Origin of the sequence: Allorhizobium sp. Av2 (genome assembly GCF_021462805.2) — a bacterium.
Lineage (GTDB): Bacteria > Pseudomonadota > Alphaproteobacteria > Rhizobiales > Rhizobiaceae > Allorhizobium > Allorhizobium vitis_G.
In genome coordinates, this window is record NZ_CP192696.1 from 3,239,760 (window position 1) to 3,263,922 (window position 24,163).

Sequence of the window (24,163 nt, forward strand, 5' to 3'; positions counted from 1 at the left end):
GTAAAGGTATAAAGAGTTCCCGGAGGTCAACACCCGACAGCGCGATGCGCCCTCGGGTGATTTTTGGCTTTGCGTCTTGTTTTTGGCACAGGAAAACCCGAGGTTTGGGGCAACCCAACCCATGAGGATGATGCGATGTTTGAGAACCTGCAGGACCGCCTTGGCTCCATCTTGAATGGACTGACCGGCCGTGGCGCGTTGTCGGAAGCTGATGTTTCCGCCGCCCTGCGGGAGGTTCGCCGCGCCCTGCTGGAAGCCGACGTCGCTCTGGAAGTGGTGCGCAGCTTCACCGACAAGGTGCGGGAAAAGGCGGTTGGCGCCGCCGTTTTGAAAGCCATCAAGCCCGGCCAGATGGTCGTCAAGATCGTCCATGACGAATTGGTCGACATGCTGGGCGCCGAGGGCGTGTCCATCGACCTGCACGCACCGGCCCCTGTCGTGATCATGATGGTCGGCCTTCAGGGCTCGGGTAAAACCACGACGACTGGCAAAATCGCCAAGCGGTTGACCGACCGCGACCGCAAGAAAGTGCTGATGGCCTCGCTGGACACCCGCCGTCCCGCCGCCCAGGAACAATTGCGGCAATTGGGCGTGCAGACCGGCGTCGATACGCTGCCGATCATTGTCGGCCAGTCACCGACCGATATTGCCAGCCGTGCCGTGCAGGCCGCCAAGCTCGGCGGCCATGACGTGGTCATTCTCGACACCGCAGGCCGGACCCATATCGATGAGCCCTTGATGGTCGAAATGGCCGACATCAAGAAGAATGCAAAGCCGCACGAAATTCTGCTGGTCGCCGATGCACTGACCGGTCAGGACGCCGTCAATCTGGCCCGCAATTTCGATGAGCGAGTCGGCATTACCGGCCTGGTGCTGACCCGTATGGACGGCGATGGCCGTGGGGGTGCTGCCCTTTCCATGCGTGCCGTCACCGGCAAGCCGATCAAGCTGATCGGCGTCGGTGAAAAGATGACGGAGCTGGATGAATTCCATCCACGCCGGATCGCCGACCGTATTCTCGGCATGGGCGATATCGTTTCGCTGGTCGAAAAGGCCGCCGAAAATATCGACGCCGAAAAGGCAGCCGCCATGGCCGCCAAGATGGCCAAGGGCAAGTTCGACCTCGACGACCTCGCCGATCAGCTCCGCCAGATGCAGAAAATGGGCGGCATGGGCGGCATTATGGGCCTGATGCCCGGCATGGCCGGAATGAAGGACAAGATGGCGGCGTCAGGAATGGACGACAAGATGTTCGGCCGCCAGATCGCCATCATCTCCTCGATGACCAAGGCCGAGCGTACCAATCCCGACATTCTCAAGCATTCCCGCAAGAAGCGCATTGCCAAGGGCTCAGGCACCGATGCGTCCGAGATCAACAAGCTTTTGAAAATGCACCGCCAGATGGCCGACATGATGAAAATGATGGGCGGCAAGAAGGGCGGCGGCATGATGAAGCAGCTGATGGGCGGCCTGGCCGGAAAGATGGGTATGGGCGGCATGGGGGGTGGAATGGGCGGTATGCCGGATCTCAGCTCCATGGACCCCAAGCAGCTGGAAGCGTTGGCGCGCCAGGCTGAAGCTGCCGGTATCAAGCCACCACCGGGCCTTGGTGGCTTGGCAGGTGGAATGGGTGGCGGACTTCCCGGCCTGGGTGGTGGAAAATTGCCCGGTCTTGGTGGAGGCTTTCCCGGCCTTCCTGGTCTCCCAAAGAAGAAGTGAGGATAGCTGCCGATGTCCCTTCCCGTGTTTGATACCGCCATCAGACAGCAACTTGCCGGTTACCGCCAGTCGATTGACAATATCGACGCGGCACTGGTGCATATGCTGGCCGAACGCTTCCGCTGCACACAGGCAGTGGGCGTGCTGAAAGCCAAATACGACCTTCCGGCCGCCGATCCGGCGCGGGAGGAATATCAGATCGAACGTTTGCGGCAGCTTGCCAAGGACGCCCAACTCGACCCGGATTTTGCCGAGACTTTCCTGAATTTCATCATCAAGGAAGTTATCCGGCATCATGAAGCCATTGCGGCTGAACATAGCAGTCAAACGGAACAGACCGCCTGACGGCGGCCTCAACAACATACCGGACGCAACAGACCGCGCCGGTTAAAAACCAAGGAGTATACCCATGTCCCTCAAGATTCGTCTCGCCCGCGGCGGCTCCAAGAAGCGTCCTTACTACCAGATCGTTATCGCCGACGCCCGCAGCCCACGCGATGGCCGTTTCCTGGAAAAGGTTGGTTCCTGGAACCCAATGCTCGGCAAGGACAATGAAAAGCGCGTTGAACTGAACGCTGACCGTATCAAGGAATGGATTGCCAAGGGCGCACAGCCGACCGACCGCGTTCTGAAGTTCCTTGCAGAAGCTGGCCTGGCTGAACGCGCTGCACGCAGCAACCCTGAAAAGGCAAAGCCAGGCAAGCGCGCTGTTGAGCGTCTGGCTGAAAAGAAGCAGAAGGCTGATGCCCTGGCTGCTGCTACTGCCGAAGCCGCTGAATAATCGGTTTGAAATGATTTGACCGACGGGCGGCATGGTTTCATGTCGCCCGTTTGTCGTTTATCCTTCTTCCGCTTCTACCCAATTTCAAACAGCCCCCGACTGTCGCCAAGGACCTTCATCCGCCATGACCAAGCTTGAAAATCCCGTGCTGATGGCCGTTATCGGTGCCGCCCAGGGCCTCCGTGGCGAAGTGCGGGTGAAGTCCTTCACCGCCGACCCGATGGCGCTGGGCGACTACGGCAAACTGCATGCCGCAGATGGCCGGGTCTTCGAGGTGCTGGATATTCGTGAGGCCAAAACCGTTGTCGTGGTGCGCTTTCGCGGCATCAATGACCGCAATGCCGCCGAAGCCCTGAACGGGCTGGAATTGTTTATCGAGCGCAGCGCCCTGCCCGATGAAGAACTTGATGATGATGAATTCTACTATGCCGACCTCGAAGGTCTGGCGGTGGTGGATGCCGAAGGCAATAGCTACGGCACCGTGACGGCGGTATTCGATTTCGGCGCAGGCGATCTGCTGGAAGTGAAAGGACCGGGCAAACGCCCCGTTCTTGTGCCATTTTCCGAGGCCGCCGTGCTGCAAATCGATCTGGAGGAAGGCAAGCTGTTGATCGATCCGGAGGCAGCAGGCCTGAAGGACGACGGGAGCGAAGAACCGTTCAGCGCCGATGGCAAGCCGAAGAGCGGCGGCCGCTGATATGACATTTCAGGCAACGGTGCTGACGCTCTACCCGGAAATGTTTCCGGGGCATCTCGGCGTGTCGCTGGCAGGCCGGGCGCTGGAACGCGGCCAATGGGCCATGGAGGCGGTGCAGATCCGCGATTTTGCCAGTGACAAGCACCGCAGCGTTGATGACACGCCCGCCGGTGGCGGTGCAGGCATGGTGCTGAAACCGGATGTGCTGGCCAGAGCCATCGACAGCCTGGGAGACGACACCCTTGGCAGTGAGAGGCGCCCCCGCCTGCTGATGAGCCCACGCGGCAGGCCGCTCACCCAGAAACGGGTCCGCGAAATCGCTGGCGGCAGCGGCGTGGTGATCGTCTGCGGACGGTTTGAGGGTATCGACCAGCGGGTCATCGAAGCCCGCAATCTGGAGGAAGTCTCCATCGGCGATTATATTCTCTCAGGCGGAGAGCCTGCGGCCCTGACGCTTCTGGATGCCGTGGTGCGCATCATCCCCGGCGTGATGGGCAATGACCTGTCCGGCCTGCATGAAAGCTTCGAGGGCGGATTGCTGGAACATCCGCATTATACCCGCCCGCAAGTCTTCGAGGGCCGGGAGATCCCGGCAGTGCTGACCTCGGGCAATCACCGTGCCATCGAGGCTTGGCGCCAGGAGCAATCCGAGACACTGACCCGCGAGCGGCGGCCCGATTTGCTCTCCCAGGCTCCAGCCAATCAGCCCCCCACCAATCAGCCTTTGAAAAAGTAGTAGATCGCCAGCGACAGACCAGCGGCGATCACCAGCCAGCGCAGCAATGTCTGCGGCGCGCGTTTGGCCATATGCACACCGGCATAGCCTCCCAATGCCGCCGCTGGCAGCATGATGCCCGCGTGCAGCCACGACACTGCGCCAGCCGTTGCAAACACCAGGATGGCAATGGCAGCGATGACGATGGCCAGCAGGTTTTTCAGCGCGTTCAGGTGGTGATAATCGCCGCCGCTGGCAAATTGCAGCGAGGCCAGCATCATGATGCCCATGCCCGCTCCGAAAAATCCGCCATAGACGGAGGTGACGCCTTGCAGCAGCAATCCGAGCAGGTTGGCGGGATGCTGCTTATCAGCCTTGCGCCTCAGCCGGGGGCCAAGCGCAAATACCAGCGTTGCCATCAGCAACAGCCAGGGCACCAGGCGGCTGAAAGTGGGATTAGAGAGGGAGATCAGGATCAACGCACCGACCAGCGAACCCACGGCTGAGATTATCGACAGCAGCGCAGCACTTTTCCAATGGGCGGCAATTTCACGCCGATAGGCGAGCGTCGAGGTGATATAGCCGGGAAACTGGATGATGGAGGAGGTCGCATTGGCCGTGACCGATGGCAGACCCGCCAAAGTCAGCACCCCGAAGGTCAGGAAGGTCCCGCCGCCAGCAATGGCATTGACCACCGCCGAGAAAAACCCGGCGACAAACATCAGACTGATGATTTCGATTGACATGAAAGGCTCTCCCCGCGCCGTTATTGCAACAGCCCGATGCCTGCGCAAGTCAATCATCCGAGCAAAATTCTTGGAGCCAAGGGATGACAAGCAGGACCGATTGGTATAAGGGCAGGCGCGGAAACGGGTGTTATCCGTTAACGAGACTGAAAAGACCGAAAACAAAGAACTGCGAAACCGCTCCCGCCGCAAGGCGTCATCCCGAGGCTATGACCCAGGGATGAGGGATGAGCGCTCTGGCTGTTTCAGAAGAACTTGAAAAGGTTAAACCGATGAACATCATTCAGCAGCTGGAAGCCGAACAGGCCGCCAAGATCGAAGCCAAGCGCACCCTGCCGGAATTTTCTCCTGGCGATACGCTGCGCGTCAACGTCCGTGTCACGGAAGGCAACCGTACCCGCGTACAGGCCTATGAAGGCGTTTGCATTGCCCGCTCCGGCGGCAGCATCAACGAAAGCTTCACCGTTCGCAAGATTTCCTACGGCGAAGGCGTCGAGCGCGTTTTCCCGGTCTATTCGCCGCTGGTCGAAAGCGTCGAAGTGGTTCGTCGCGGTAAGGTCCGTCGCGCCAAGCTCTACTACCTGCGCGACCGTCGCGGCAAATCCGCTCGTATCGTTGAAAACACCGGCACCCGCGCCCGCAAGCTGAACGACGCCGAGCGCGCAGCACTTGCCGAGGAAAAGGCCCGCCTGGAAGCTGAAAAGGTTGCAGCAGCACAGGCTCTCGCCGCTGAAAAGGCCGCAGCAGAAGCCGCCGAAAAGGCTGCCGCCGCTGAAGCCGAAGCTGCAAAGGCTGCCGAAGGCACCGCCGAGTAAGTCCGGCATTATTATTTTTACAAAAGGCGGTCTTCGGGCCGCCTTTTTTGTTGCCACCCGCTCATTCAGCGCAGGGGCAGCACAGTCCCAGCGCAGGGGCAACCCTGCGGCCACGCGACGCAGGGCCGTTGCCAGACATTGATCTTGAAACATTGCATTCTCCCCCTTACTGCTGATCAGGCTGTGGCGGTTCGGCAAGAACCGGCACGATCAAGGGAAAGCGGATGCGCGCAAGGCGGATGACATGGCAAATGGCGGTGCACGTCTGGTGCATGATCGCTATTGTCGCCATTGGCTTTGCCCATAAAGCCCCTCAGGCTTTTGCAACACCGCAAATCCCAGCGGAATTTGCCGCGTATACCCTGCCGGATGGTTCGCTGCCGGTCCTGTGCATATCCAGCCAAACCTCCTTTACACCGGAGGATCACGGCAAAACGCACGGACATCTATTCCAAAGCGGCTGCGAAGCCTGCCGTATCGGCGCCTCCATCCTCTTGCCAATGCCCGCTGATACGATTGGCGTGGCGGCCCGAGCCAGTCTTGAAACGGCAAGTCCGCCTGTTCAAGCACCTGACATCGCGAGGCTCTTTCCCCCCAATAGCGCGCCCCGCGCCCCACCCCTTGGCTGATATCTGATCCGGCCATGCCGCTCTTGCGCGCTGCCTCTCTTGCAGCGGAGCGAGGAACGCCTGGCCATCGCCGGTAGCAGGATTTGGTCGAACAGGGTTCTTCCTTCGGCTAACGCTCTGATCCATCAGATTTCACGCCCATGGCCTGTGCCGTCGTGCCGGATCTCATGCCTTTGCATGTCCGCCCGTCGCATGTTTAGCAATCCAGCCATCGGGCACCCTTCCAAGGTTTCAACCATGTCCACCATTACCTCTCTGCCGGTCGAAAAGCCGGTAGCAACCTCAACCAGAGGATTTTACTTTGCCGCCTGGCGCTGGCATTTCTATGCCGGGCTCTACGTCGCCCCTTTCCTGATCGTGCTGGCTGTCACCGGACTGATCATGATGTGGAGCGCCACCCTGGTCGGACGCGATGGAGAAAAGGCTTTCACAGTCACCCCCACCTTGGCCCAGACGCTTGTCTCGCAACAGGCAGACGCCGCACTATCCGCCGTTCCAGGCGGGGTTATCGCGCAATATATCGCGCCAGCCACACCTGAAAGTGTGGCGGCCTTCAGGGTCAATCGGGGCCAGGAGTCCATGATGGTCGCCGTCAATCCCTATGACGCGCAGGTGCTGGGCCAGTGGAGCCGCCGCAGCGGACTTTACGACCTGGCCGACAACATTCACAGCGACCTGCTGATCGGCACGCTCGGCGACCGGCTGATCGAAATCGCCGCCGGTTTCGGCGTGGTGCTGATCATTACCGGGCTTTACATGTGGTGGCCGCGTCAGGGCGAGCGATTCTCGCAGATGCTGGTCCCCCGTTTTACCGACCGAGGCCGCCAGCTGTGGAAATCCCTGCACCGCACCATCGGCTTTTACGCCTCGATCCTGCTTCTGGTCTTTCTGGTTTCAGGCTTGAGCTGGGCGGGCGTCTGGGGCGAAAAATTCACCCAGGCCTGGAGCACCTTCCCGATTGGCAAATGGAGCGATGCCCCGCTGTCCGACGCCACCCATGCCGCCATGAACCATGGCAGTATCAAGGATGTACCCTGGACATTGGAACAGGCACCGATGCCGATGTCCGGATCTCATGCCGGTCACGCCGGACTGCCGGATGGAGAGGCCGTCACGTTGGACAATGTCATTGCCTATGCCCGGGCCATCGGTTTCGACCACCGTTTCCAGCTGAATTTCCCCAAGGATGAAAGCGGCGTCTGGAGCATTTCCCGCGACACGATGAGCAATGACAGCACCAACCCGCTGTTGGACCGCACCGTGCATATCGACCGCTATAGCGGCAAGGTGCTGGCCGATATCAAATATGAAAACTATGGTCTGGCTGGCAAGGCCATGGCGGCGGGCGTTTCCTTTCACATGGGCACGATTGGCCTGTGGAATCTGGCACTGGTCACCGTTTACTGTCTGGCGGTGATTTTCCTCAGCGTCAGCGGCATCGTCATGTGGTGGATACGCCGTCCGAAAGGCGCCTCACGGCTGATGGCGCCTGCCTATCCCGCCGACATGCGCCTCTGGAAAACCGGGGCCATCGTCATGCTGCTCACCTCCCTGCTGTTTCCCCTGACCGGCGCGGCGCTGATTGCCGTGCTGGTGCTCGACATGGTGCTGATCCGCCGGATCAGGCCGTTGAAAAGGGCATTGAGCTAAACCGACACTCAAAAGGGCGGCTCGCCGAAAGCCGCCAGCAATCCATCTCACCCAAAACCAAAGGACACGATCATGACTGTCACATCCAGAACACTGGCCACATTTGCCCTCTTCGCCTCCCTGGCCCTGACCGGCCAGGCCTTGGCCCACGCTCATCTGGCCAGCGTCGCCCCGACGGACAAGGCGACCATTGCCAGCGCCCCGAAAACCATCGACCTCAGCTTTACCGAAGGGCTTGAGCCGAAATTTTCCGGCGTCGATATCACCGGCCCGCAACAGCAGAAAATCAAGACCGGTGCAGCCGTGGTCAGCAAGGACGGCAAGGGTCTGAGCGTTCCGCTCAGTGAGCCGCTTGCCCCCGGCGCCTACAGCGTCGAATGGCATGTTCTGTCGGTCGATGGTCATAAGTCGAACGGTACGACCAGCTTTACCGTCAAGCCGTGACACCCGAACAGGTCAACATCCTCTGCCGCCTGGTGTTCGACGCCTGCGCGCTCCTCCTCTGGGGCGCGCATGGCTTTCTGTTGCTTGCCGTCGCCAAGGATCTTGCCAAGCATATCGAGCACCGTCTGGCCAGATTTTACCATCTCGCGCTCGCGCTCATGGTGATTGCCGGCATCGGCAAGATCGCCGCCCAGGCAGCCTTGCTCGGTGATGGCTGGCAAACGGTGACGCTGGCTCTGGTCGCCGACCTGCTCCAGGCCACGCAAAGCGGAGCGGCGCTCGGGCTACAGGCAGGGCTCACTGGCGCGCTCCTGCTGGTCTATTGCGTCTTTCGCCGTCATCGCGGCATCGCCGTAACGCTGTTTGGCGCCTTGGTCTTGATCAGCCTCAGCCTCAGTGGTCATGCGATTGCCGAGACGGGTGCGACCGGCCTTCTGCATCGCGCCAATCACAGCCTGCATCTTCTGGCTGCCAGCCTCTGGCTCGGAGCCTTGCCGCCGGTCGTGCTATTGCTACAGGCCATGCAGGATGAGCGCGCACGGCCGCCGGCGCTGGCGGCGCTGATGCGATTTTCCACCATAGGCCATATCGCCGTCGCCCTGACCCTGATCAGTGGCGCACTCAACGCCTGGCTGATCATCGGGGCCCATGCTGTCGATATCAGCATGCCCTATCAGAAATTGCTGCTCGTCAAGATCGGTACCGTTGCCGCCATGGTGATGATCGCCATCATCAACCGCTACGTCTTCGTACCGCGCATGCATCACAGCCCGGCAGGCGCGATCCGCGCTATCCGTATCGGAACGCTGGCGGAATGTGGGCTGGGTCTTGCCGCTGTCGCACTGGTCTCCGCCTTCGGCACGATGCAGCCGGGATGAAGGGCTGTTCGGGCCTCAAGTCCCTTGAAATGGAGGGATCATGTGTGACAGTGTTCGCTCGCCACATGGTCCAGGAGTTATTTTCATGTCTTTGCGCCGCACCGTTCTCGCCGGTCTTTCGGCTCTTTTGCTTGCCCCCTTCGCCGCCTTTGCTGCGGATCTGCCGGATCTTGGCGGCAAGACGGTGATCGTCGTGACCGAAAACGCCTATCCGCCGATACAATTTGTCGATCCGAAGAGCGGCAAGGCCATCGGCTGGGAATATGACGCCATGAACGAGATCGCCAAGCGGCTGAATTTCAAGGTCGAATATCAGAACACCTCCTGGGATGCGATGATCCAGGCGGTGTCCGACGGTCAATACAACATCGGCATGACCGGCATCACCATCAAGGAAGACCGCAAGGAGAAGGTCGATTTCTCCGATCCCTATATGCGCTCGCAGCAATTGATGCTGGTGCGCGGCGATGAGGCCCGTTTTACCGATGCCAAGAGCTTCATGGCCCTCGACAAAGGCTTGATCGGCGCGCAGCCCGGCACAAGCCCGTTCTACACCGCTGTCTACGAAGTGCTTGATGGTAACGAACAGAACCCGCGTATCAAACTGTTTGAAACCTTTGGCGCAACCGTGCAGGCCCTGAAGACCGGCGATGTCGATCTGGTTCTGACCGACAGCACGGCGGGCAAGGGCTATGTCGATGCCTCCGGTGGTGCCTTGAAAATCATCGGCGAACCGCTGGGCACAGAAGATTTCGGCTTCATCTTTCCAAAGGGTTCGGATCTGGTCAAGCCGGTCAATGCCGCCATCGCGGCCCTGAAGGCCGATGGCACGTTCGACGCCCTGAACAAGAAATGGTTCCTCGATTACAAGCTGGGTGATTGACGGCCAGGCAGTTTTCCATGGCCTTCCAGACCCTTCCGAACGGTAGCAAGCAGGATTTTCCCTGGTGGCTGGTGGCGCTTGGCCTTCTGGCGCTGGCGCTGGCCATCACCATCGCCGTCAACGATCTCTATACCCAGGTGTTCGAAACCGTCTCCCGCGGTATCGGCGTCACCGTTTTCGTCACGCTGAGCGGTTTTGCGCTCGCCTCCATACTTGGCCTGCTGATCGCGCTGGCGGGCATGGCCGATAGCATCGTGCTGCGCCAGGCCGCCCGGTTTTATATCGAGATCGTCAGGGGCATTCCGGTTCTGGTCCTGCTGTTTTACGTGGCCTTCGTCGGCGCACCCGGCTTCGTTGCCCTCTATAATACCCTCACCGCCCCGCTTGTTTCCTCCGGTTGGCTGGAACCACTTCAGGTGCGCGATGTCTCGCTGATGTGGCGGGCGATTTTTGCGCTTTGCATCGGCTATTCGGCCTTTATCGCCGAAATCTTCAGGGCCGGCATCGAATCCATCGACAAGGGGCAAATCGAGGCGGCCAAATCGCTGGGGCTGAACCGGACGCAGCGATTTCGCCTGGTGGTCCTGCCTCAAGCCATACGGGTGATTTTCCCGCCGCTCTCCAATGATTTCGTTGCCATGGTCAAGGATTCGTCACTGGTCTCGGTGCTGGGCGTCGCCGATATCAGCCAGGCAGGAAAGATCTATGCCTCCGGGTCCTTTCGGTTTTTCGAGACCTATTCCATCGTCGCCTATATTTATCTGATCCTCACCATCGGCCTGTCCCTCATCCTGCGGCGCGTGGAAAAGCGCATGCGGTCCCGCGATGGCCAGAGAACCTAAACGTCGCCAATCACCGCCCGATACCGGCGATACTCCTCGGCAAGACCAGGTCTAAGGCTATCGGCCACCGGCAGGATCGTCGCAAAGAGCGTTTCCGGATCGGCGGCAGTGCCAAGTGCTGCCACCGCATCCTTGACCTCTTGCGGATAAAGATCCGGCTGGCGGGCCACCCGATTGCAGAATACCCGTAAATTGAACCGGACATTGGCGCCGATCGCATCGTCACGGTCCTGGGCGGCCAAAGGCAGGTCACGCCAGCCAAGTAGGCTATGTACATCCAGAAACAACAGAAATTCATGATAATGGCGCGCCGTTGCTGGCAGGCCGACCTGCAACAGCAAAGCTTCGAACGAGGCCTCCAGCACAGCAGAAGTTTGCCACTGCCCCAGATCGTAGCAGTAAATCAGGGCCGGATCGTGCAGGACCTTGCCACAGCACAGGAAGGTCACGACGAAGCTCCAATCGCAATAAGCACCCCGCGTCGGATGGTGGTCATGGAAAATCTTCAGGATACCGGCAAACAGCTGGCTGCGGTAAATGCTGTAATAAAGAGCATTATTGCCACCAATGGAGTCGATATACTGCTGGATTCGCTCTGATGGCGTCTCCGCGTCCAGATTGGCTGTTACCACGTCGGCTACACCCGCATCGTCGCGCCATATCATCGTTTGCGGTCGCAAACCGATGACACCTGGCGGCAAAGCAAAGAGATCGCCAACCGGCACGCCATCGAGAACATAAATCGCGTCATCATCGGCAAATGGCATGAGGAACGGTGTCTCCACATGGTTGAGCGCGTTGACCAGATTGGCTATGGCATCTTCTGCGGTGGAATGCAGGTAACGAACGCGCGCGCCCAGGCCTTGCAGCCATTCCGCCTTGGCCGGATCGCCGGAATTGTCGGACACGATCAGCACGGCATCCAGCTTTTCCGCATAGATCAACGCACTTTCCAAGGAAAATCGGCTCTTCTCCAGCGATCGGCGGCTTGGAACAACAATTGAAAGCTGGGACATGCAGGGTTTTCCGAAAACAGGGCAACAGAATTTTTAAAGGAGAGGATGCCTCAGCATCTTCGAGACTTGGTATTCCTATAGAAAGGCAGTGTTTCCCCAGGCTGGATGACGTGCCCCTGCATCATACAGAAAACTGGCAGACCCTTTGTGGTCCGATGCTGCAAGCCTGAACGAAAGACAAGCCCTGCGCCAGACCAACGGTATATCGCCGGGCGATCAACAGGAGCGACAGCAGACGCGATGTCCGACAATCTTGCCGCAGCATTGGCGCTTTACGCCTCCGGAAACCTGGCGGATGCCTATGCCGCTTTGAAAAGCGCTCTGGCCAAAGACCCGGCTCCGGGGCCGAAAGCCTTGCTGGTCATGGCGCAGTGCTGTGCCAAGCTCGACCATTTCACCGAAGCCGCAGGATTGTACCGGCAAGCGGCAAGAATTTTGCCTGATCAAGCTCTCACCCTGACCACACTCGCGGACAAAATGGAACGATCCGGGATTGAGAAGGCGAGTGCACTGGAAATCCAGCGCCTCGAAACGTCCAGGCGGGCTATTCGCTCCGGTCCCTTTGATGTCCAATCCTGGCGAACCTATCGGACCGCTTTGCGACAGACGCTCAATATCGACGAAATGCGCATGAGCGACCAGGCGGTCCGGGATCGGCTGAACCGGCAGGAGGAGACCTATTATTCACTCGACAGCCAGACCGCTCATCTGAGTTGGTGTGATGACGAGACTTTGAACAGCCGCTGGAACAATGGCTTGCCAGCTCCGGGACCAGCTTCACGCGACTGGAGAAAACCAGCTGGCGAGACACTCAAACTCGCCTATCTGCTCGCCGATGGGCCAAGCGACGATCCACTTCGCAGGCTCACCCTGTCGCTTGCCGCCCGACACGACCGAGCCGCTTTCGAAGTATTGCTGATTTGCAACGAGCCGCCGGGACAAAACGAATTGGATGCAGAGATGACGGCTCTCAACCTCAAGGATCTCTGTGAGGATACGGCTTTGACTGCCCTGCGCGCGGCTGATATCGATATCCTGATCGATCCGATTGGCCATGGCGACGGCGGCCGTCCTGATCTGCTGCGGCACCGGATCGCACCACTACATCTGGCAATGGCCGGTCATCCGGGGGCAAGAACCGGGCTGATATGCGACTATATGCTCGCAAACAACGCAGTTCTGCCAAAGGAAGACCTCCGCCTCCATGGCCGGGCGATCTGCCATCTGCCGGAGACTTTTCTCGTAAGTTCTCCCATACAACAGCCACCTTCGCTGTCGCGCCAGCACTTGGGCCTGCCGGAAGACCGGGTGATCTTCGCGGCCTTTCACCCCACCGAGCAGATATCTCCACAAACCGCCGATCTTTGGCGCGACATTCTCCGACAGACGGAAAATAGCCTGCTATGGATATCCTGTGGTAATTACGCCCGCAATAATTTCAGCGCCTGGATGAAACGCCAGGGCATTGCCGAAAACCGGTTGATTTTTGGCAACCCCGCCAGATCCATGGAGCAAGTTCGCTGGATGACATTGGCCGACATCGCCATCGATTGTTTCCCCTACAATGACGGATTTTCAACACTCGCTGCCGTGCAGGCTGGTCTACCCGTGCCAACTTTTTCGGGCGGAAATTTCGCCAGCCGCGTTACGGCGAGCCTATTGCAGGCGTGTGGGCTAGAAAAGCTGATTGTCCGAGACGCCGATGCCTATGTCACTCTGTGCATCGATCTCGCCCGCGACAAGAGCGCCCGTGAGGCCTTGAAACAGACAATTCGTACGCAAGGCGCAAGATCGCCGCTGTTTGATGTCAACAGATTTATTCACCACCTGGAAACCGCCTATCATACCATGGCGGCGCGGGCGGCAACAGGCCTTGAGCCGCAGGATTTTTCAGTTCCAGTCCTGTAAACCTTGCTGGCGTCCTTGATCAAACCCAAGGCGAAGCCTTCAATCTTTGAATTGCCGTTTCGCTTGAAAACTGGTATCAGACCGGCATGGGATCTAAATTCGGATGTCTCGCGCCTGACATATTCGTCCTGCAAGACCACAAGCGTCTGCCGGCACGCTTTTTTGCGCGTATCGGTGCGGCGCTAGGCACTCAGCTGGCATAAGTCGCTCCTCGCGGTTCGGCCAGCGGCCTTTCACTGCGACAGTCTTGCAAACAACCTTTGACGCGGTCATATGACCCAATCCCTTTTCAACCCTTCGACGGATGAACAGCCATGAGCGCACCTCGTACCCTCTACGACAAGATTTTCGATGACCATCTGGTGGATCGCCAGGATGACGGCACCTGTCTTCTCTATATCGACCGCCACCTCGTGCATGAGGTGACGAGCCCGCAGGCCTTTGAAGGTCTGCGCATGGCTGGCCGCAAGGTGCATGCACCAACCCGCACACTGGCCGTCGTTGACCATAACGTACCGACCACACCGGATCGGGCCGAGGGCATCAAGAACGAGGAAAGCCGCATCCAGGTCGAGGCGCTCGCCAAGAACGCCGCTGACTTCGGCGTCGAATATTATTCCGAAAAGGACAAGCGCCAAGGCATCGTGCATATCGTTGGCCCTGAACAGGGCTTTACCCTGCCCGGCATGACCATTGTCTGCGGCGATAGCCATACCTCGACCCACGGAGCCTTCGGCGCCCTGGCGCATGGTATCGGCACGTCGGAAGTGGAACATGTTCTGGCCACCCAGACCTTGATCCAGAAGAAGGCCAAGAACATGCTGGTGCGTGTCGATGGCAAGCTGCCTGCTGGCGTCACCGCCAAGGACATCATTCTCGCCATCATAGGTGAAATCGGCACGGCTGGCGGCACCGGCCACGTCATCGAATTTGCTGGTGAAGCCATCCAGGCCCTGTCGATGGAAGGCCGCATGACCGTCTGCAACATGACGATCGAAGGCGGCGCCCGCGCTGGCCTGATTGCGCCTGACGAAAAGACCTTCGAATATATCAAGGGCAAGCCCCGCGCGCCGAAGGGTGAAGAGCTGGAGATGGCGCTTCAATACTGGAAGACGCTGCATACCGATGAAGGCGCGCATTTCGACCGCACCGTCGTGCTGAATGCCGCCAACCTGCCGCCCATCGTCTCGTGGGGCTCTTCGCCGGAAGATGTGATTTCGGTTCAGGGCGTCGTGCCGAACCCCGACGATATCGCTGACGAAAACAAGCGGACGTCGAAGTGGCGCGCGCTCGACTATATGGGCCTGAAGCCCGGCACCAAGATCACCGATATCGCCATCGACCGGGTGTTCATCGGCTCCTGCACCAATGGCCGCATCGAAGACCTGCGCGCCGCAGCCGCCGTGCTGAAGGACCGCAAGGTGGCTTCGACAGTTTCTGCCATGGTGGTTCCGGGGTCTGGCCTCGTCAAGGAACAGGCGGAAGCCGAAGGTCTCGACAAGATCTTCCTCGATGCTGGTTGCGAATGGCGTGAGCCGGGCTGTTCCATGTGCCTGGCGATGAACGACGACCGCCTGAAGCCGGAGGAACGCTGCGCCTCGACCTCGAACCGCAATTTCGAAGGCCGCCAGGGCTATAAGGGCCGCACCCACCTCGTGTCCCCCGCCATGGCCGCTGCCGCTGCCATTGCCGGCCACTTCGTCGATATCCGCGAGTGGAAGTGAGATAGTCTCGAACTTTTGATCAGAAGGGCGGCTCAAGAGCCGCCTTTCTTGTTTTCACTCAATGATTCACGTGAAATCAGAAGCTGGCGGTCATCGGATCGGGTCCAATGCGGGTCGATGAGCTGTCGAGCGCAGCGATCTCAGTCATGTCTTGTGGATCAAGGCTGAAATCGAACACCTTGAAATTCTCCTCGATGCGCGACGGCGTGACGGATTTCGGGATGACCACCAGCCCGCTTTCGATATGCCAGCGGATGATGATCTGCGCCGCCGTGCGGCCATGCTTGGCGGCGATCTTGCCGATCACCGGATTGTCCAGCAACTTGCCCTGGCCCAGAGGGCTCCAGGACTGGGTGATGATACCACGGGCCTGGTGGAATTCGCGGGCTTGCTTCTGCTGGAAATCCGGATGCAGTTCGATCTGGTTGATGACAGGCACCACGCCGGTTTCATCGATGATCGTCTTCAGGTGTTCCGCGTAGAAATTCGACACGCCGATGGAACGCGCCCGGCCCTCCTCCTTCAATTGGATGAAGGCCTTCCAGGTCTCGACAAACAGGCCACGATGCGGTGATGGCCAGTGGATCAGGTAGAGATCGACATAATCGGTGCCGAGCCGTTTCAGGCTGGCATCGAAGGCCTTGAGGGTGTTGTCGAAGCCCTGCTCATTGTTCCACAGCTTGGTGGTCAGGAAAATATCGCCGCGGTCGATGCCGAACGAGCGGATGCCTTCGCCGACACCCTCCTCGTTTTCATAGACGGCAGCCGTATCGATATGGCGATAACCCGATGACAGCGCCGAACGCACCGCAGGTGCCGCTTCGCTATTGGGTGTTTGCCAGACGCCGAGACCCACCTGTGGGATGCTGTTGCCGTCGGAAAAAGTAATATTGGATTGATCTGCCACGTAAGAGTCTCCCATTCGAGATCGGGGTTTAAGATCGGGCAAGGGCCATGACTGCCCTGGAAAAAGACAGAGGCGCAGCCGAGACTGCGGCTCGTTTGGGAATGCACATTCAAAGATGCCGGTTCCATAGATAGGCAAGCGTTGCCGCTTTCACACCCCGACAGACATCTGTTTGGATGGGAAAGGGATTTTTTACAAAACCGTGACGACAGTCTCTGGCGAAACAAACGCCAGCAGGCGACGCATGTCGGCGGGGCTGATCGCCACGCAGCCTTCCGTCGGGGCATAGTCCGGGCGGGCAATATGGAAAAAGATTGCAGACCCGCTGCCTTGTTTGCGGCAGTTGATGTTCCAATCCATCACCAGACAAACATCGTAAAGCCGGTCCTGTCGCTGCAACCGCTCATGACTGGGGTTGAAAGGCGCCTTGACCGGACGGTTATAGGCCGGATGGCCCGGCGCATCGCACCACAGCATATCGGCACGAATCGACCTCAAGGGCAGGCGTGAGCGTATCGCCCCACGAGGCTCCGCCCGAAAGTAGCCGCAAAGCAACCGCATCGATGCCCGTGGGGTTGCGCCATCGCCCTCGCGCTTGAAAGCCGTGATGCCCGACCGTCCGATGGCGGCGGGAAACCGCAGCGGTCCGGCCTGAACGATGGCCTGGCTCTTGCAACCGGGCTTGCGGCGCACCACAATACTGCGAAGACCTTGGCGCGGTTGAGCCCCGGCTCTGGAAACTGGGTTTGGCATTTCGCTCACGGAGTTTTGCTTTGTCGAACACTTTTCTTGTAGAGTGAGTTGGCTAGATAAGACAATGATTTCAAGAACAGTGCAATCTGGCCTGTTCGCTGCTTGGGAGTATATCAGGTATGGCTGCTCGGACGATCCTTCTGGTCGATGACGACGATGACCTGCGCGAAACGCTGGTGGAACAACTTTCCCTTTATGAGGAGTTTTCGATCCAGCAGGAATCCAACGCCACCAAGGGCGTGCAGGCCGCCCGCAACGGCCAGGTGGACCTGATGATCATGGATGTCGGCCTGCCTGACATGGATGGCCGCGAAGCCGTGAAACTGCTGCGCAAGGGCGGCTTCAAGGCCCCTGTCATCATGCTGACCGGCCACGACACCGATTCTGACACCATTCTGGGGCTTGAAGCCGGTGCCAACGACTACGTCACCAAACCATTCCGCTTTGCGGTTCTGCTGGCGCGCATCCGTGCGCAGTTGCGCCAGCACGAGCAGAGCGAGGATGCGACTTTTACCGTCGGCCCCTATCTGTTCAAGCCAAGCCAGAAGCTGCTGACCATCGAAGACGGCAAGAAAATCCGGCTGACCGAAAAGGAAGCGGCCATCATCCGCTATCTCTACCGCGCCGGGCAGAAAGTCGTCACCCGCGACGTGCTGCTGGAAGAAGTCTGGGGATACAACTCCGGCGTCACCACCCATACGCTGGAAACCCATGTCTATCGCCTGCGCCAGAAGATAGAACGGGACCCGTCCAACGCCGAAATTCTGGTCACCGAAAACGGCGGTTACAAGATTATTCCCTAAACGGACATTGAACGGACCCTGAACCGGAGCATTCTCGATGGCGCTGAGCGATGACATGCAACTGCTCTCATCCCTGGCACTGTTTCAGGGGCTGGAGCCGGACCAACTTCGGCTGATCGCCTTTGGTGCCGAACACAGGCCCATCGGCCAGGGCCAGCCGCTGTTTCGGGAACACTCCCCGGCTGAATGCGCCTATGTGGTGGTGCGCGGCCGGTTCGAGCTTTCCAACACGGGCCGCGATGGCAAGCCGCAAGTCGCCGCCGTGGCCGGTCCTGGCACCATGCTATCGGAACTGGCACTGGCCACCATGGTGGAGCGCAAATACACCGCCATCGCCCTGGAGGATTCCGAAGTGCTGCGCATTCCCCGCCCGCTGTTCCACCGGCTGCTGGAGGAATATCCAAAGCTTGGCCTGGTCATGCAGGAGCGCATCCGGCAAAATCTCATGGCACTGGCGACCGGTGCAAAGGGGATGGAAGAGCGTTTTCGGTAACACGCGACGGCTCACCATGTCGCATTGTCTGGTGGGGCAGCAGGACTGCATCATCGTTTTACCGTGAGGTTCACCCCCCTCTGCCTTGCCAGGCTTGGCCCTTCGCATGGCTCCGGGCGTTCGTCAGTACAATCGATCCACTGGATCGATTGTTCGGCTACGCCGACCCTTCCTCACCCCACCTCAAGGAGGGAGATCGGATAGACGTAGCCGCTCATTCTTCGGAAACATTGGCGATTTCCGACGGTTTGTTCAGATGGCTTGAAGCGAGCGGCCAACTCCGGGTCGATCTCCCTCCTTGAGGGGGAGATGCCTGGCAAGGCAGAGGGGGGTAAACGGCATATCGAAGCGACAATATCATGTACCGTCGCCAATCAATCACAGCAATTACTGATACTTCTATATATCGTGGTTCTCCAACCGCTCCTTGCAGGCCAGTTCGACCGCACACTGCAACTGTGTGATATGCTCTACCAGCCAAGCCAATTCCTCATCCGCAATCTCATATTTTAACGAGTAACGGGCTTCGACATAAGCGCGACGCAACCTTTCGAAACATCGGCGAGCAAAACGGCTATTGCGCGGCCAAGCCTCAATCAATCGTGCATCAAGGCCTTCAGCTCTTGATCGTAATTCTTTAAGATCATGCAGCTTGGGAGTGTATAGCGTTAACACCAAAGACAAGCAGTGATAAAGCCGCTCAACTGTCTGATGAAGCTGGAAAGCTGCCTGCTTGTGATAACCTCTGAGCATCGCTTCTGATGCCAGCTCAAACTGGCGGGATGCATCCAGAAAAAAATCGTCAAAATAAGCCTGCGCCTGAAGCCGTCTCTCCTCAAGGTCCAGAGGTTTTGGTGTCGTAAGTGGAAAACCCGGCGCTTCATAGAGCGGAATGCCGTCACGAACGATATCGATGAAGAAGGGCTGGCCACGCGACAGACGATCATTCACATCCTCAAGGGAATGAACGATGAAACTAACAGGAGTTTTCAAGCGCTTGGTCGCCACTTCCTCCCGTGTCAGATGCTCTTCCGCACCTCGCCAGAACTCATCCTCGTCGGCAAAAACCTCGGTATTGACCACCACCAGCAGGTCATAATCGGAATAATAGCCGCTGGCATGATCCTCGACCCAATCGCCACGCGCATAGGAGCCGAACAGGATCAGCTTGAGGATACGGCCGCCCTTGTTTTTATCGGAAAGCCTGCCCTTTTGCGCGGCCTCAAATTCATCGAAGAGAATGCGGACCACCCGCTGCAGCTCGCGCTGCTTGCGGGCGGGCAGATGATTGAGCCGGTCCTGATCCATCCACCCCTCCGTTGCACTCAAATTGACATCAAAGCGCGAACTGCACCGTCACCGGCACGTGGTCGGACGGCTTTTCCCAGCCGCGCGCTTCGCGCAAGATCTCGATGGTTTTCAGCGACGGCAACAAATCTGGTGATGACCAGATATGGTCGAGGCGGCGGCCCTTGTCGGCGCTGTCCCAGTCCTTGGCGCGGTAGCTCCACCACGTATAGAGTTTTTGCGATGGATCGACCAGCTGGCGCATCAGGTCCACCCAGCCACCCCGGTCGATCACGTCAAGCAGGCCTGCGGTTTCCACCGGGGTATGGGAGACGATCTTCAGCAGTGCTTTATGGGACCAGACATCATGCTCCAGCGGTGCAATATTCAGGTCGCCAACCAGGATAGCGGACGTCTCCGGCTCGGCGCTGGCCGATAGCGCCTTCATTTCCTCGACGAAATCCAGCTTATGGCCGAATTTCGGATTGATGTCCCGGTTGGGCTCATCACCGCCCGCTGGCACATAGAAGTTATGCAGGCGAATACGCCGCCCGTTCCACTCGAAAATCGCCGAAATATGGCGGCTGTCACCGACGCCACAGAAATCCTGCCGGTGATCTTCGGTCAAAGGAAATTTCGAGACGGTGGCAACGCCATGATAGCCCTTCTGGCCATGCAGAATGGCATAGGGATAGCCCAGCGCCTGAAACGCCTCCAACGGAAACTCATGGTTCTGGCATTTGATTTCCTGAAGGCAGAGAATATCCGGCTGGCGCAGTTTGAGAAAATGCTCGACGATGGGCATACGCAGCCGCACCGAATTGATATTCCAGGTGGTCAGGGAAAAAGTCATGCCGGGTTCCTTCAGCGCCGGACCTTGCCCGGCATCGCCGTCTTCCGTCTACAGCATCGAACCGGACAATGGAAAGGCTTGAAATTGACGATCTCGGAATACATTCGCAAGATGCGGCATCTTTGCAGGCTCGATCAAAGCATGACGCTGCCGGAAAAACCAAGACACTCTTGACCGAGACTCGGGCAGAAACCAAGCCTCGGTCAGCGATGGGTCAATCCGTCAAACCAAACCCAAACGGATACAATTCGCCACCCTCCAGCGCCGATCCGTCTGGCCTGGTGGTTTCCTTGAAGCCGGGCATATCGGATCGATTGTAGGTGACGGCGTCCTTCGTTCTTGGCAAGGCAAACGGCATCTTGCCCTGCGGCTTGACCTTGCCGGAGACCAGATCCATCATCGCAACATCCGTGACACCGAAGGTCGCCATGATTGCGCCGGCATTTTTCAGTCCGCTGGCCTCGTCCAACACATAGGGCGCCCGAAAATAGATGCTTAGAACCACTTTCTTCGGATCACCAATCTCGGCCATCACCGCCTTGATGTCCGCAAGGGACGGAGACATGCTGCGAGAGGTCTGGCTGGCCATGCCGGTGAAGCTGATGTCATCGACCTCCCACGGCAAGGCACCGCCAAAGATCAGCGCCGGTGTATCGGAGCACGTCGCATTGATTGCCGGATAGAGACGGCAAGGGTCCTGGCTTCCCCATGTTTCCCCCGCACCGGGCAATCCCGCGGGAGTTCTATGGGCAGGATTGTTGCCGCTGGCGTCACTTTTGCTGTCATAGGCTGCACCGCTATCCTTGACCAGAACCCGGATGACTGCATAGTCAGCACCCGCAGCGCTTGGCCGGGTCTGGCCCTTGCTGGCATCATAATTGCCGTCGGTCACCTTATAACCAAACGTCTCGACATCCGCCTTGCCCATGCCCATCGTATAAACCTTGGCACCAGCCTTTAACGGCAAAAGCTTTCGGCCATCGGCCCCTGTCTGGTTTTGCAACAGGACAATCGACTTCCTCTGGATGTCCAACCCCTTGGCACGGCTATCCTGCGCACCAATCACGGTATTGGCCTTGCCCGCGTCGATATAGGGATTTTCAAACAGACCGAGCTGGAACTGTTCTTGCAGCAAGCGTTTAACCGCCTCATCAACACGGGCTTCACGCACCAGGCCCGAATCGACCAGATCAGTGATCGTCTTGTTGGTGTGGAACCCAGAGAGAATATCAGTGCCACCGTTGATGGCTGTCGCCACACGGTCCGCTATTGTCTTGCCTTCCAGCCCCCAGGCCCTGGTATCGACAATGCCCGTATCGGAATTGACATAGCCCTTGAAACCGAGTTTTCCACGCAGGAGATCGGTGACGATCTGCTTGTTGAACGCAAAACCAATCTGGTCGTAGGTCACGCCCTCGTAGGTCAGGTTGATCGGCACACCGTAATACGGCATGATCGACGACACCCCGCTATCGATTGCCGCCCTGAACGGCTTCAGGTGATAAGCGAAGGTATCACCAGGATAGATCTGGTTCTTTCCGAAGGAATAGTGCGGGTCCAGGCCCAGTTCCTGCGGGCCGCCGCCCGGGAAATGTTTCAGGGTCATTGCCACCGCAGTCTTTGGATTGACCGGCCCACCTTGCAGGCCATTGACCAGCGTCTTTACGATATTCGCGGTCAAATCGGCGTCTTCGCTGAAGGTTTCATGAACCCGATACCAACGCGGTTCAGTGGCCAGATCGGCCATATAACCATATAGGCCGCGAAGGCCGACGGCATTGTATTCCGCTCCCATCACCTCGGCAAAAGTTTTGATATCGGCCATGTCGCCAGTCGTCGGTGCCTTGCCGGTCTTCCGCGATTCCTCGCCCAAGGCGGCGGCGGCCAGACCGGCTTCCTTCGGGAACTGCGTGAAAGCACCAGAGCCTGCCGAAATGCCGAAGCGTGGATCGGCTTCAACGTGATTGCGCGCATTGTCCTTGAACACCGCCGGAATGCCCAGGCGGCTGCCCTCTTCCATCTCCTGGATGATATTCGAGAAAGCGGCCAGCTGCTGCGGCGTAACAACGTAGCCGCCGCGACTATTGGCTGGCGGACCATCGCAGGATTCTGCCTTTGCAGCGGCAACGGAGCGCAGGATGAAGCGCGTCATCTTCTGGCTGACAATATAGTCCACGGCCTTCGCATCAATTGCGCCGCCGCAGCCGGCATTTAGCGTGTCGATCATCAACATGCCGGCTTTTTCCTGCCGGGTCATCTGTGACAAGAGGTCGGCTGCCCGCTGCTCGGCACTCAAGCGCCAGTCCTCGTAAGGATCAAGCCCGCCATTGGCATTCAGATCCTTGAACTGTTTCCCTTCAATGGTGATGATGCTCTTCGCACGCGCACTCAGTGCCGGTTGACTGCTTGTGGCCATGGTCTTGCCATATGCGCCAAAAGCAACCGTGACGCCAGCCACAGCGCATAGCGCCAATATGGGCGCACGCGTTCTATTGTTCATGGGGGCCTCCTCCAAAGCCAAATTCTTTACGTCACGCGCAATATTCCGATCCGGATGTTTGCAATCAATTGCCCGCCGGACATGGGCGGAAAATCCTCCGAAATTCCACTCGATTCTGATCGCACTCCTCCCAGGCACGATCAGAAAAAAGCCACGGCAGTAAAGCATCTTGCGCATGATGAACCGCAAGATGCGCCAATGTGATCCGTTATATGATAACCGTAGCGTTCAAAAAATCGAAACGCAACTCTATATCTATCTCTGAAATGCGCGACAGCCTGTCAGGTTCAGATTGAACCAGACGGTCTCACGCTTCTCTTGTTTTCGTTGGTCTTTTCGGGAAAATCGAGTTCCAGTTTATCCAAAGGCAACATCTAACCGCGATTGCGGATATCGTCATAGGGAACTTCGAAGACTTTTTCATCGAAATTGACGCCCTGCTGGACGTTAAAGATCATCACCGACGTGTCCTTGCCCTGCGCATCGGTCACCGTCCACTGCCGCAGCTCGAAGGTCTTCGGGTCGAACATCAGGGTAATCGTCTGGTCGCCAAAAATCGACTTATCGCCCAGCACGATGGTGGTCAGATCCTGCTCTTCCTTGACCTGCCGCACCATCTGATGGCCGAGATCGATGCGGTCGGACAGAAGCAGGCTCAGCGGCGTTTTCGACAGCGGATAGACATCCCAGGTCTTCATTTTCAGGTTGCCGATTGCCACGTTGCGGCCATCGGAAATCACCCGCATCGGCGACGGCTGCTCATAGTTGAAGCGCAGCTTGCCGGGCCGTTCGATATAGAATTTTCCGGCTGTCTGTTCACCGCGTGGGCCAAACTGCACGAACTCGCCCATCATGGTTTTCACCGAGGCAAAATGATCGGCAATCCTCTGCGCGGCGCTGGCCTGGGCCTGGGCATATGCGGGTGATACTGTGGCTGCCACAGCGATCCCGGCAGCCGCCAGGCCAATAAATCCCCGGCGGCCAATCATCCCTGTCATGCCTGCCGGGGCAAACGTCTTCTTTTGCATTCTTTTCTCCTTTTGCCCCTGTTCCCTACAGCGCAAACCGGGCGCCATGGTGACAAACACTGGATCGTGAACGCCGAAACGCCTTTCAGCGC

At 58.5% G+C, this 24,163-nt stretch carries 24 protein-coding genes; 16 read left to right on the forward strand and 8 right to left on the reverse strand.

The features are described 5' to 3' along the window. Positions 1 to 135 precede the first annotated feature (135 nt). The 5 genes from ffh (at position 136) to trmD (ending at position 3,933) form a co-directional block, all read left to right on the forward strand. A complete protein-coding gene (gene ffh / locus FS819_RS15185) occupies positions 136 to 1,719 on the forward strand; it encodes a signal recognition particle protein (protein WP_156548044.1) in 1,584 nt (527 codons plus the stop codon). A 12-nt stretch (positions 1,720 to 1,731) separates the two neighbouring features. Then, entirely contained in the window at positions 1,732 to 2,064 is a 333-nt protein-coding gene (locus tag FS819_RS15190) for a chorismate mutase (RefSeq protein WP_156548045.1), read from the forward strand. Positions 2,065 to 2,128: 64 nt separating this feature from the next. After that, entirely contained in the window at positions 2,129 to 2,500 is a 372-nt protein-coding gene (gene rpsP, locus FS819_RS15195) for a 30S ribosomal protein S16 (RefSeq protein ID WP_015917458.1), read from the forward strand. A gap of 124 nt (positions 2,501 to 2,624) precedes the next feature. Then, complete coding sequence (rimM, locus tag FS819_RS15200) at positions 2,625 to 3,197, forward strand: ribosome maturation factor RimM (protein ID WP_070152795.1); 573 nt, start codon at positions 2,625 to 2,627, stop codon at positions 3,195 to 3,197. 1 nt (position 3,198) lies between these two features. Continuing rightward, positions 3,199 to 3,933, forward strand: coding sequence for a tRNA (guanosine(37)-N1)-methyltransferase TrmD (trmD, locus tag FS819_RS15205; protein ID WP_156548046.1), 735 nt, complete (start codon positions 3,199 to 3,201; stop codon positions 3,931 to 3,933). On the opposite strand, the gene FS819_RS15210 is transcribed toward trmD, so the two are convergent. Further along, the gene (locus FS819_RS15210) at positions 3,915 to 4,658 is read right to left on the reverse strand and encodes a sulfite exporter TauE/SafE family protein (RefSeq protein WP_156548047.1); all 744 of its coding nucleotides are present in this window, start codon (positions 4,656 to 4,658) and stop codon (positions 3,915 to 3,917) included. The two genes, trmD and FS819_RS15210, sit on opposite strands and share 19 nt — an antisense overlap. A 272-nt stretch (positions 4,659 to 4,930) precedes the next feature. On the opposite strand from FS819_RS15210, the gene rplS reads away from it, so the two are divergent. The 7 genes from rplS to FS819_RS15245 all read left to right on the forward strand — a co-directional run bounded on the left by rplS (position 4,931) and on the right by FS819_RS15245 (position 10,799). Next, on the forward strand, positions 4,931 to 5,473 hold the full coding sequence (gene rplS / locus FS819_RS15215) for a 50S ribosomal protein L19 (protein WP_156548048.1): 543 nt from the start codon (positions 4,931 to 4,933) through the stop codon (positions 5,471 to 5,473). Positions 5,474 to 5,724: 251 nt separating this feature from the next. Then, positions 5,725 to 6,102 carry a hypothetical protein gene (locus FS819_RS15220; RefSeq protein WP_234624554.1) on the forward strand — a complete coding sequence of 126 codons (378 nt, stop codon included), beginning with the start codon at positions 5,725 to 5,727 and terminating at the stop codon, positions 6,100 to 6,102. 237 nt (positions 6,103 to 6,339) lie between these two features. Next, positions 6,340 to 7,752: a PepSY-associated TM helix domain-containing protein gene (locus tag FS819_RS15225; protein WP_156548050.1), complete on the forward strand. Its 1,413-nt coding sequence runs from the start codon at positions 6,340 to 6,342 to the stop codon at positions 7,750 to 7,752. Positions 7,753 to 7,824: 72 nt separating this feature from the next. Further along, entirely contained in the window at positions 7,825 to 8,196 is a 372-nt protein-coding gene (copC, locus tag FS819_RS15230; RefSeq protein ID WP_156531760.1) for a copper homeostasis periplasmic binding protein CopC, read from the forward strand. After that, the gene (copD, locus tag FS819_RS15235; protein ID WP_156548051.1) at positions 8,193 to 9,074 is read left to right on the forward strand and encodes a copper homeostasis membrane protein CopD; all 882 of its coding nucleotides are present in this window, start codon (positions 8,193 to 8,195) and stop codon (positions 9,072 to 9,074) included. The genes copC and copD overlap by 4 nt, the downstream gene beginning before the upstream one ends. Before the next feature lie 85 nt (positions 9,075 to 9,159). After that, the gene (locus tag FS819_RS15240; RefSeq protein ID WP_156548052.1) at positions 9,160 to 9,957 is read left to right on the forward strand and encodes a transporter substrate-binding domain-containing protein; all 798 of its coding nucleotides are present in this window, start codon (positions 9,160 to 9,162) and stop codon (positions 9,955 to 9,957) included. Between the two features lie 17 nt (positions 9,958 to 9,974). After that, positions 9,975 to 10,799, forward strand: a complete 825-nt coding sequence (locus FS819_RS15245) for an amino acid ABC transporter permease (protein WP_156548053.1) — start codon at positions 9,975 to 9,977, stop codon at positions 10,797 to 10,799. Here the strand turns inward: FS819_RS15245 and FS819_RS15250 are convergent. Further along, entirely contained in the window at positions 10,796 to 11,815 is a 1,020-nt protein-coding gene (locus tag FS819_RS15250) for a glycosyltransferase family protein (protein WP_156548054.1), read from the reverse strand. The genes FS819_RS15245 and FS819_RS15250 overlap by 4 nt on opposite strands. 240 nt (positions 11,816 to 12,055) lie before the next feature. Here FS819_RS15250 and FS819_RS15255 point away from each other — a divergent pair, with 240 nt between their 5' ends. Both FS819_RS15255 and leuC read left to right on the forward strand, forming a co-directional pair. Further along, positions 12,056 to 13,723 (forward strand): O-linked N-acetylglucosamine transferase family protein, encoded by a 1,668-nt coding sequence (locus FS819_RS15255; RefSeq protein ID WP_197434099.1) that lies wholly within the window; start codon positions 12,056 to 12,058, stop codon positions 13,721 to 13,723. Positions 13,724 to 14,037: 314 nt separating this feature from the next. Continuing rightward, on the forward strand, positions 14,038 to 15,447 hold the full coding sequence (gene leuC, locus FS819_RS15260; RefSeq protein WP_156548057.1) for a 3-isopropylmalate dehydratase large subunit: 1,410 nt from the start codon (positions 14,038 to 14,040) through the stop codon (positions 15,445 to 15,447). A 76-nt stretch (positions 15,448 to 15,523) separates the two neighbouring features. Here the strand turns inward: leuC and FS819_RS15265 are convergent, their stop codons facing one another. Both FS819_RS15265 and FS819_RS15270 read right to left on the reverse strand, forming a co-directional pair. Next, positions 15,524 to 16,354, reverse strand: coding sequence for an aldo/keto reductase (locus FS819_RS15265; RefSeq protein WP_234624555.1), 831 nt, complete (start codon positions 16,352 to 16,354; stop codon positions 15,524 to 15,526). 192 nt (positions 16,355 to 16,546) lie between these two features. After that, positions 16,547 to 17,107: a L,D-transpeptidase family protein gene (locus tag FS819_RS15270; RefSeq protein ID WP_156548206.1), complete on the reverse strand. Its 561-nt coding sequence runs from the start codon at positions 17,105 to 17,107 to the stop codon at positions 16,547 to 16,549. Positions 17,108 to 17,226: 119 nt separating this feature from the next. Between FS819_RS15270 and FS819_RS15275 the strand changes: the two genes are divergently transcribed. Both FS819_RS15275 and FS819_RS15280 read left to right on the forward strand, forming a co-directional pair. Further along, positions 17,227 to 17,910: a response regulator transcription factor gene (locus tag FS819_RS15275; RefSeq protein WP_156548059.1), complete on the forward strand. Its 684-nt coding sequence runs from the start codon at positions 17,227 to 17,229 to the stop codon at positions 17,908 to 17,910. Between the two features lie 37 nt (positions 17,911 to 17,947). After that, a complete protein-coding gene (locus FS819_RS15280) occupies positions 17,948 to 18,403 on the forward strand; it encodes a cyclic nucleotide-binding domain-containing protein (RefSeq protein ID WP_156548060.1) in 456 nt (151 codons plus the stop codon). Positions 18,404 to 18,802: 399 nt separating this feature from the next. Here the strand turns inward: FS819_RS15280 and FS819_RS15285 are convergent, their stop codons facing one another. The 4 genes from FS819_RS15285 to FS819_RS15300 all read right to left on the reverse strand — a co-directional run bounded on the left by FS819_RS15285 (position 18,803) and on the right by FS819_RS15300 (position 24,071). Then, positions 18,803 to 19,711, reverse strand: coding sequence for a HEPN domain-containing protein (locus tag FS819_RS15285; protein ID WP_156548061.1), 909 nt, complete (start codon positions 19,709 to 19,711; stop codon positions 18,803 to 18,805). Positions 19,712 to 19,739: 28 nt separating this feature from the next. Then, complete coding sequence (locus tag FS819_RS15290) at positions 19,740 to 20,543, reverse strand: exodeoxyribonuclease III (protein WP_156548062.1); 804 nt, start codon at positions 20,541 to 20,543, stop codon at positions 19,740 to 19,742. Positions 20,544 to 20,757: 214 nt separating this feature from the next. Beyond that, complete coding sequence (locus tag FS819_RS15295) at positions 20,758 to 23,043, reverse strand: glycoside hydrolase family 3 protein (RefSeq protein ID WP_156548063.1); 2,286 nt, start codon at positions 23,041 to 23,043, stop codon at positions 20,758 to 20,760. A gap of 374 nt (positions 23,044 to 23,417) precedes the next feature. Beyond that, a complete protein-coding gene (locus FS819_RS15300; protein ID WP_156548064.1) occupies positions 23,418 to 24,071 on the reverse strand; it encodes an outer membrane lipoprotein carrier protein LolA in 654 nt (217 codons plus the stop codon). Positions 24,072 to 24,163 lie beyond the last annotated feature (92 nt).

What these genes read in the sequence shown, in the direction of transcription:
- ffh (WP_156548044.1), top strand. Translation starts at nt 136, where the DNA reads ATGTTTGAGAACCTGCAGGACCGCCTTGGCTCCATCTTGAATGGACTG.
- FS819_RS15190 (WP_156548045.1), top strand. Translation starts at nt 1,732, where the DNA reads ATGTCCCTTCCCGTGTTTGATACCGCCATCAGACAGCAACTTGCCGGT.
- rpsP (WP_015917458.1), top strand. Translation starts at nt 2,129, where the DNA reads ATGTCCCTCAAGATTCGTCTCGCCCGCGGCGGCTCCAAGAAGCGTCCT.
- rimM (WP_070152795.1), top strand. Translation starts at nt 2,625, where the DNA reads ATGACCAAGCTTGAAAATCCCGTGCTGATGGCCGTTATCGGTGCCGCC.
- trmD (WP_156548046.1), top strand. Translation starts at nt 3,199, where the DNA reads ATGACATTTCAGGCAACGGTGCTGACGCTCTACCCGGAAATGTTTCCG.
- FS819_RS15210 (WP_156548047.1), bottom strand. Translation starts at nt 4,658, where the DNA reads ATGTCAATCGAAATCATCAGTCTGATGTTTGTCGCCGGGTTTTTCTCG.
- rplS (WP_156548048.1), top strand. Translation starts at nt 4,931, where the DNA reads ATGAACATCATTCAGCAGCTGGAAGCCGAACAGGCCGCCAAGATCGAA.
- FS819_RS15220 (WP_234624554.1), top strand. Translation starts at nt 5,725, where the DNA reads ATGGCGGTGCACGTCTGGTGCATGATCGCTATTGTCGCCATTGGCTTT.
- FS819_RS15225 (WP_156548050.1), top strand. Translation starts at nt 6,340, where the DNA reads ATGTCCACCATTACCTCTCTGCCGGTCGAAAAGCCGGTAGCAACCTCA.
- copC (WP_156531760.1), top strand. Translation starts at nt 7,825, where the DNA reads ATGACTGTCACATCCAGAACACTGGCCACATTTGCCCTCTTCGCCTCC.
- FS819_RS15240 (WP_156548052.1), top strand. Translation starts at nt 9,160, where the DNA reads ATGTCTTTGCGCCGCACCGTTCTCGCCGGTCTTTCGGCTCTTTTGCTT.
- FS819_RS15245 (WP_156548053.1), top strand. Translation starts at nt 9,975, where the DNA reads ATGGCCTTCCAGACCCTTCCGAACGGTAGCAAGCAGGATTTTCCCTGG.
- FS819_RS15250 (WP_156548054.1), bottom strand. Translation starts at nt 11,815, where the DNA reads ATGTCCCAGCTTTCAATTGTTGTTCCAAGCCGCCGATCGCTGGAGAAG.
- FS819_RS15255 (WP_197434099.1), top strand. Translation starts at nt 12,056, where the DNA reads ATGTCCGACAATCTTGCCGCAGCATTGGCGCTTTACGCCTCCGGAAAC.
- leuC (WP_156548057.1), top strand. Translation starts at nt 14,038, where the DNA reads ATGAGCGCACCTCGTACCCTCTACGACAAGATTTTCGATGACCATCTG.
- FS819_RS15270 (WP_156548206.1), bottom strand. Translation starts at nt 17,107, where the DNA reads ATGCCAAACCCAGTTTCCAGAGCCGGGGCTCAACCGCGCCAAGGTCTT.
- FS819_RS15275 (WP_156548059.1), top strand. Translation starts at nt 17,227, where the DNA reads ATGGCTGCTCGGACGATCCTTCTGGTCGATGACGACGATGACCTGCGC.
- FS819_RS15280 (WP_156548060.1), top strand. Translation starts at nt 17,948, where the DNA reads ATGGCGCTGAGCGATGACATGCAACTGCTCTCATCCCTGGCACTGTTT.
- FS819_RS15285 (WP_156548061.1), bottom strand. Translation starts at nt 19,711, where the DNA reads ATGGATCAGGACCGGCTCAATCATCTGCCCGCCCGCAAGCAGCGCGAG.
- FS819_RS15290 (WP_156548062.1), bottom strand. Translation starts at nt 20,543, where the DNA reads ATGACTTTTTCCCTGACCACCTGGAATATCAATTCGGTGCGGCTGCGT.
- FS819_RS15295 (WP_156548063.1), bottom strand. Translation starts at nt 23,043, where the DNA reads ATGAACAATAGAACGCGTGCGCCCATATTGGCGCTATGCGCTGTGGCT.
- FS819_RS15300 (WP_156548064.1), bottom strand. Translation starts at nt 24,071, where the DNA reads ATGCAAAAGAAGACGTTTGCCCCGGCAGGCATGACAGGGATGATTGGC.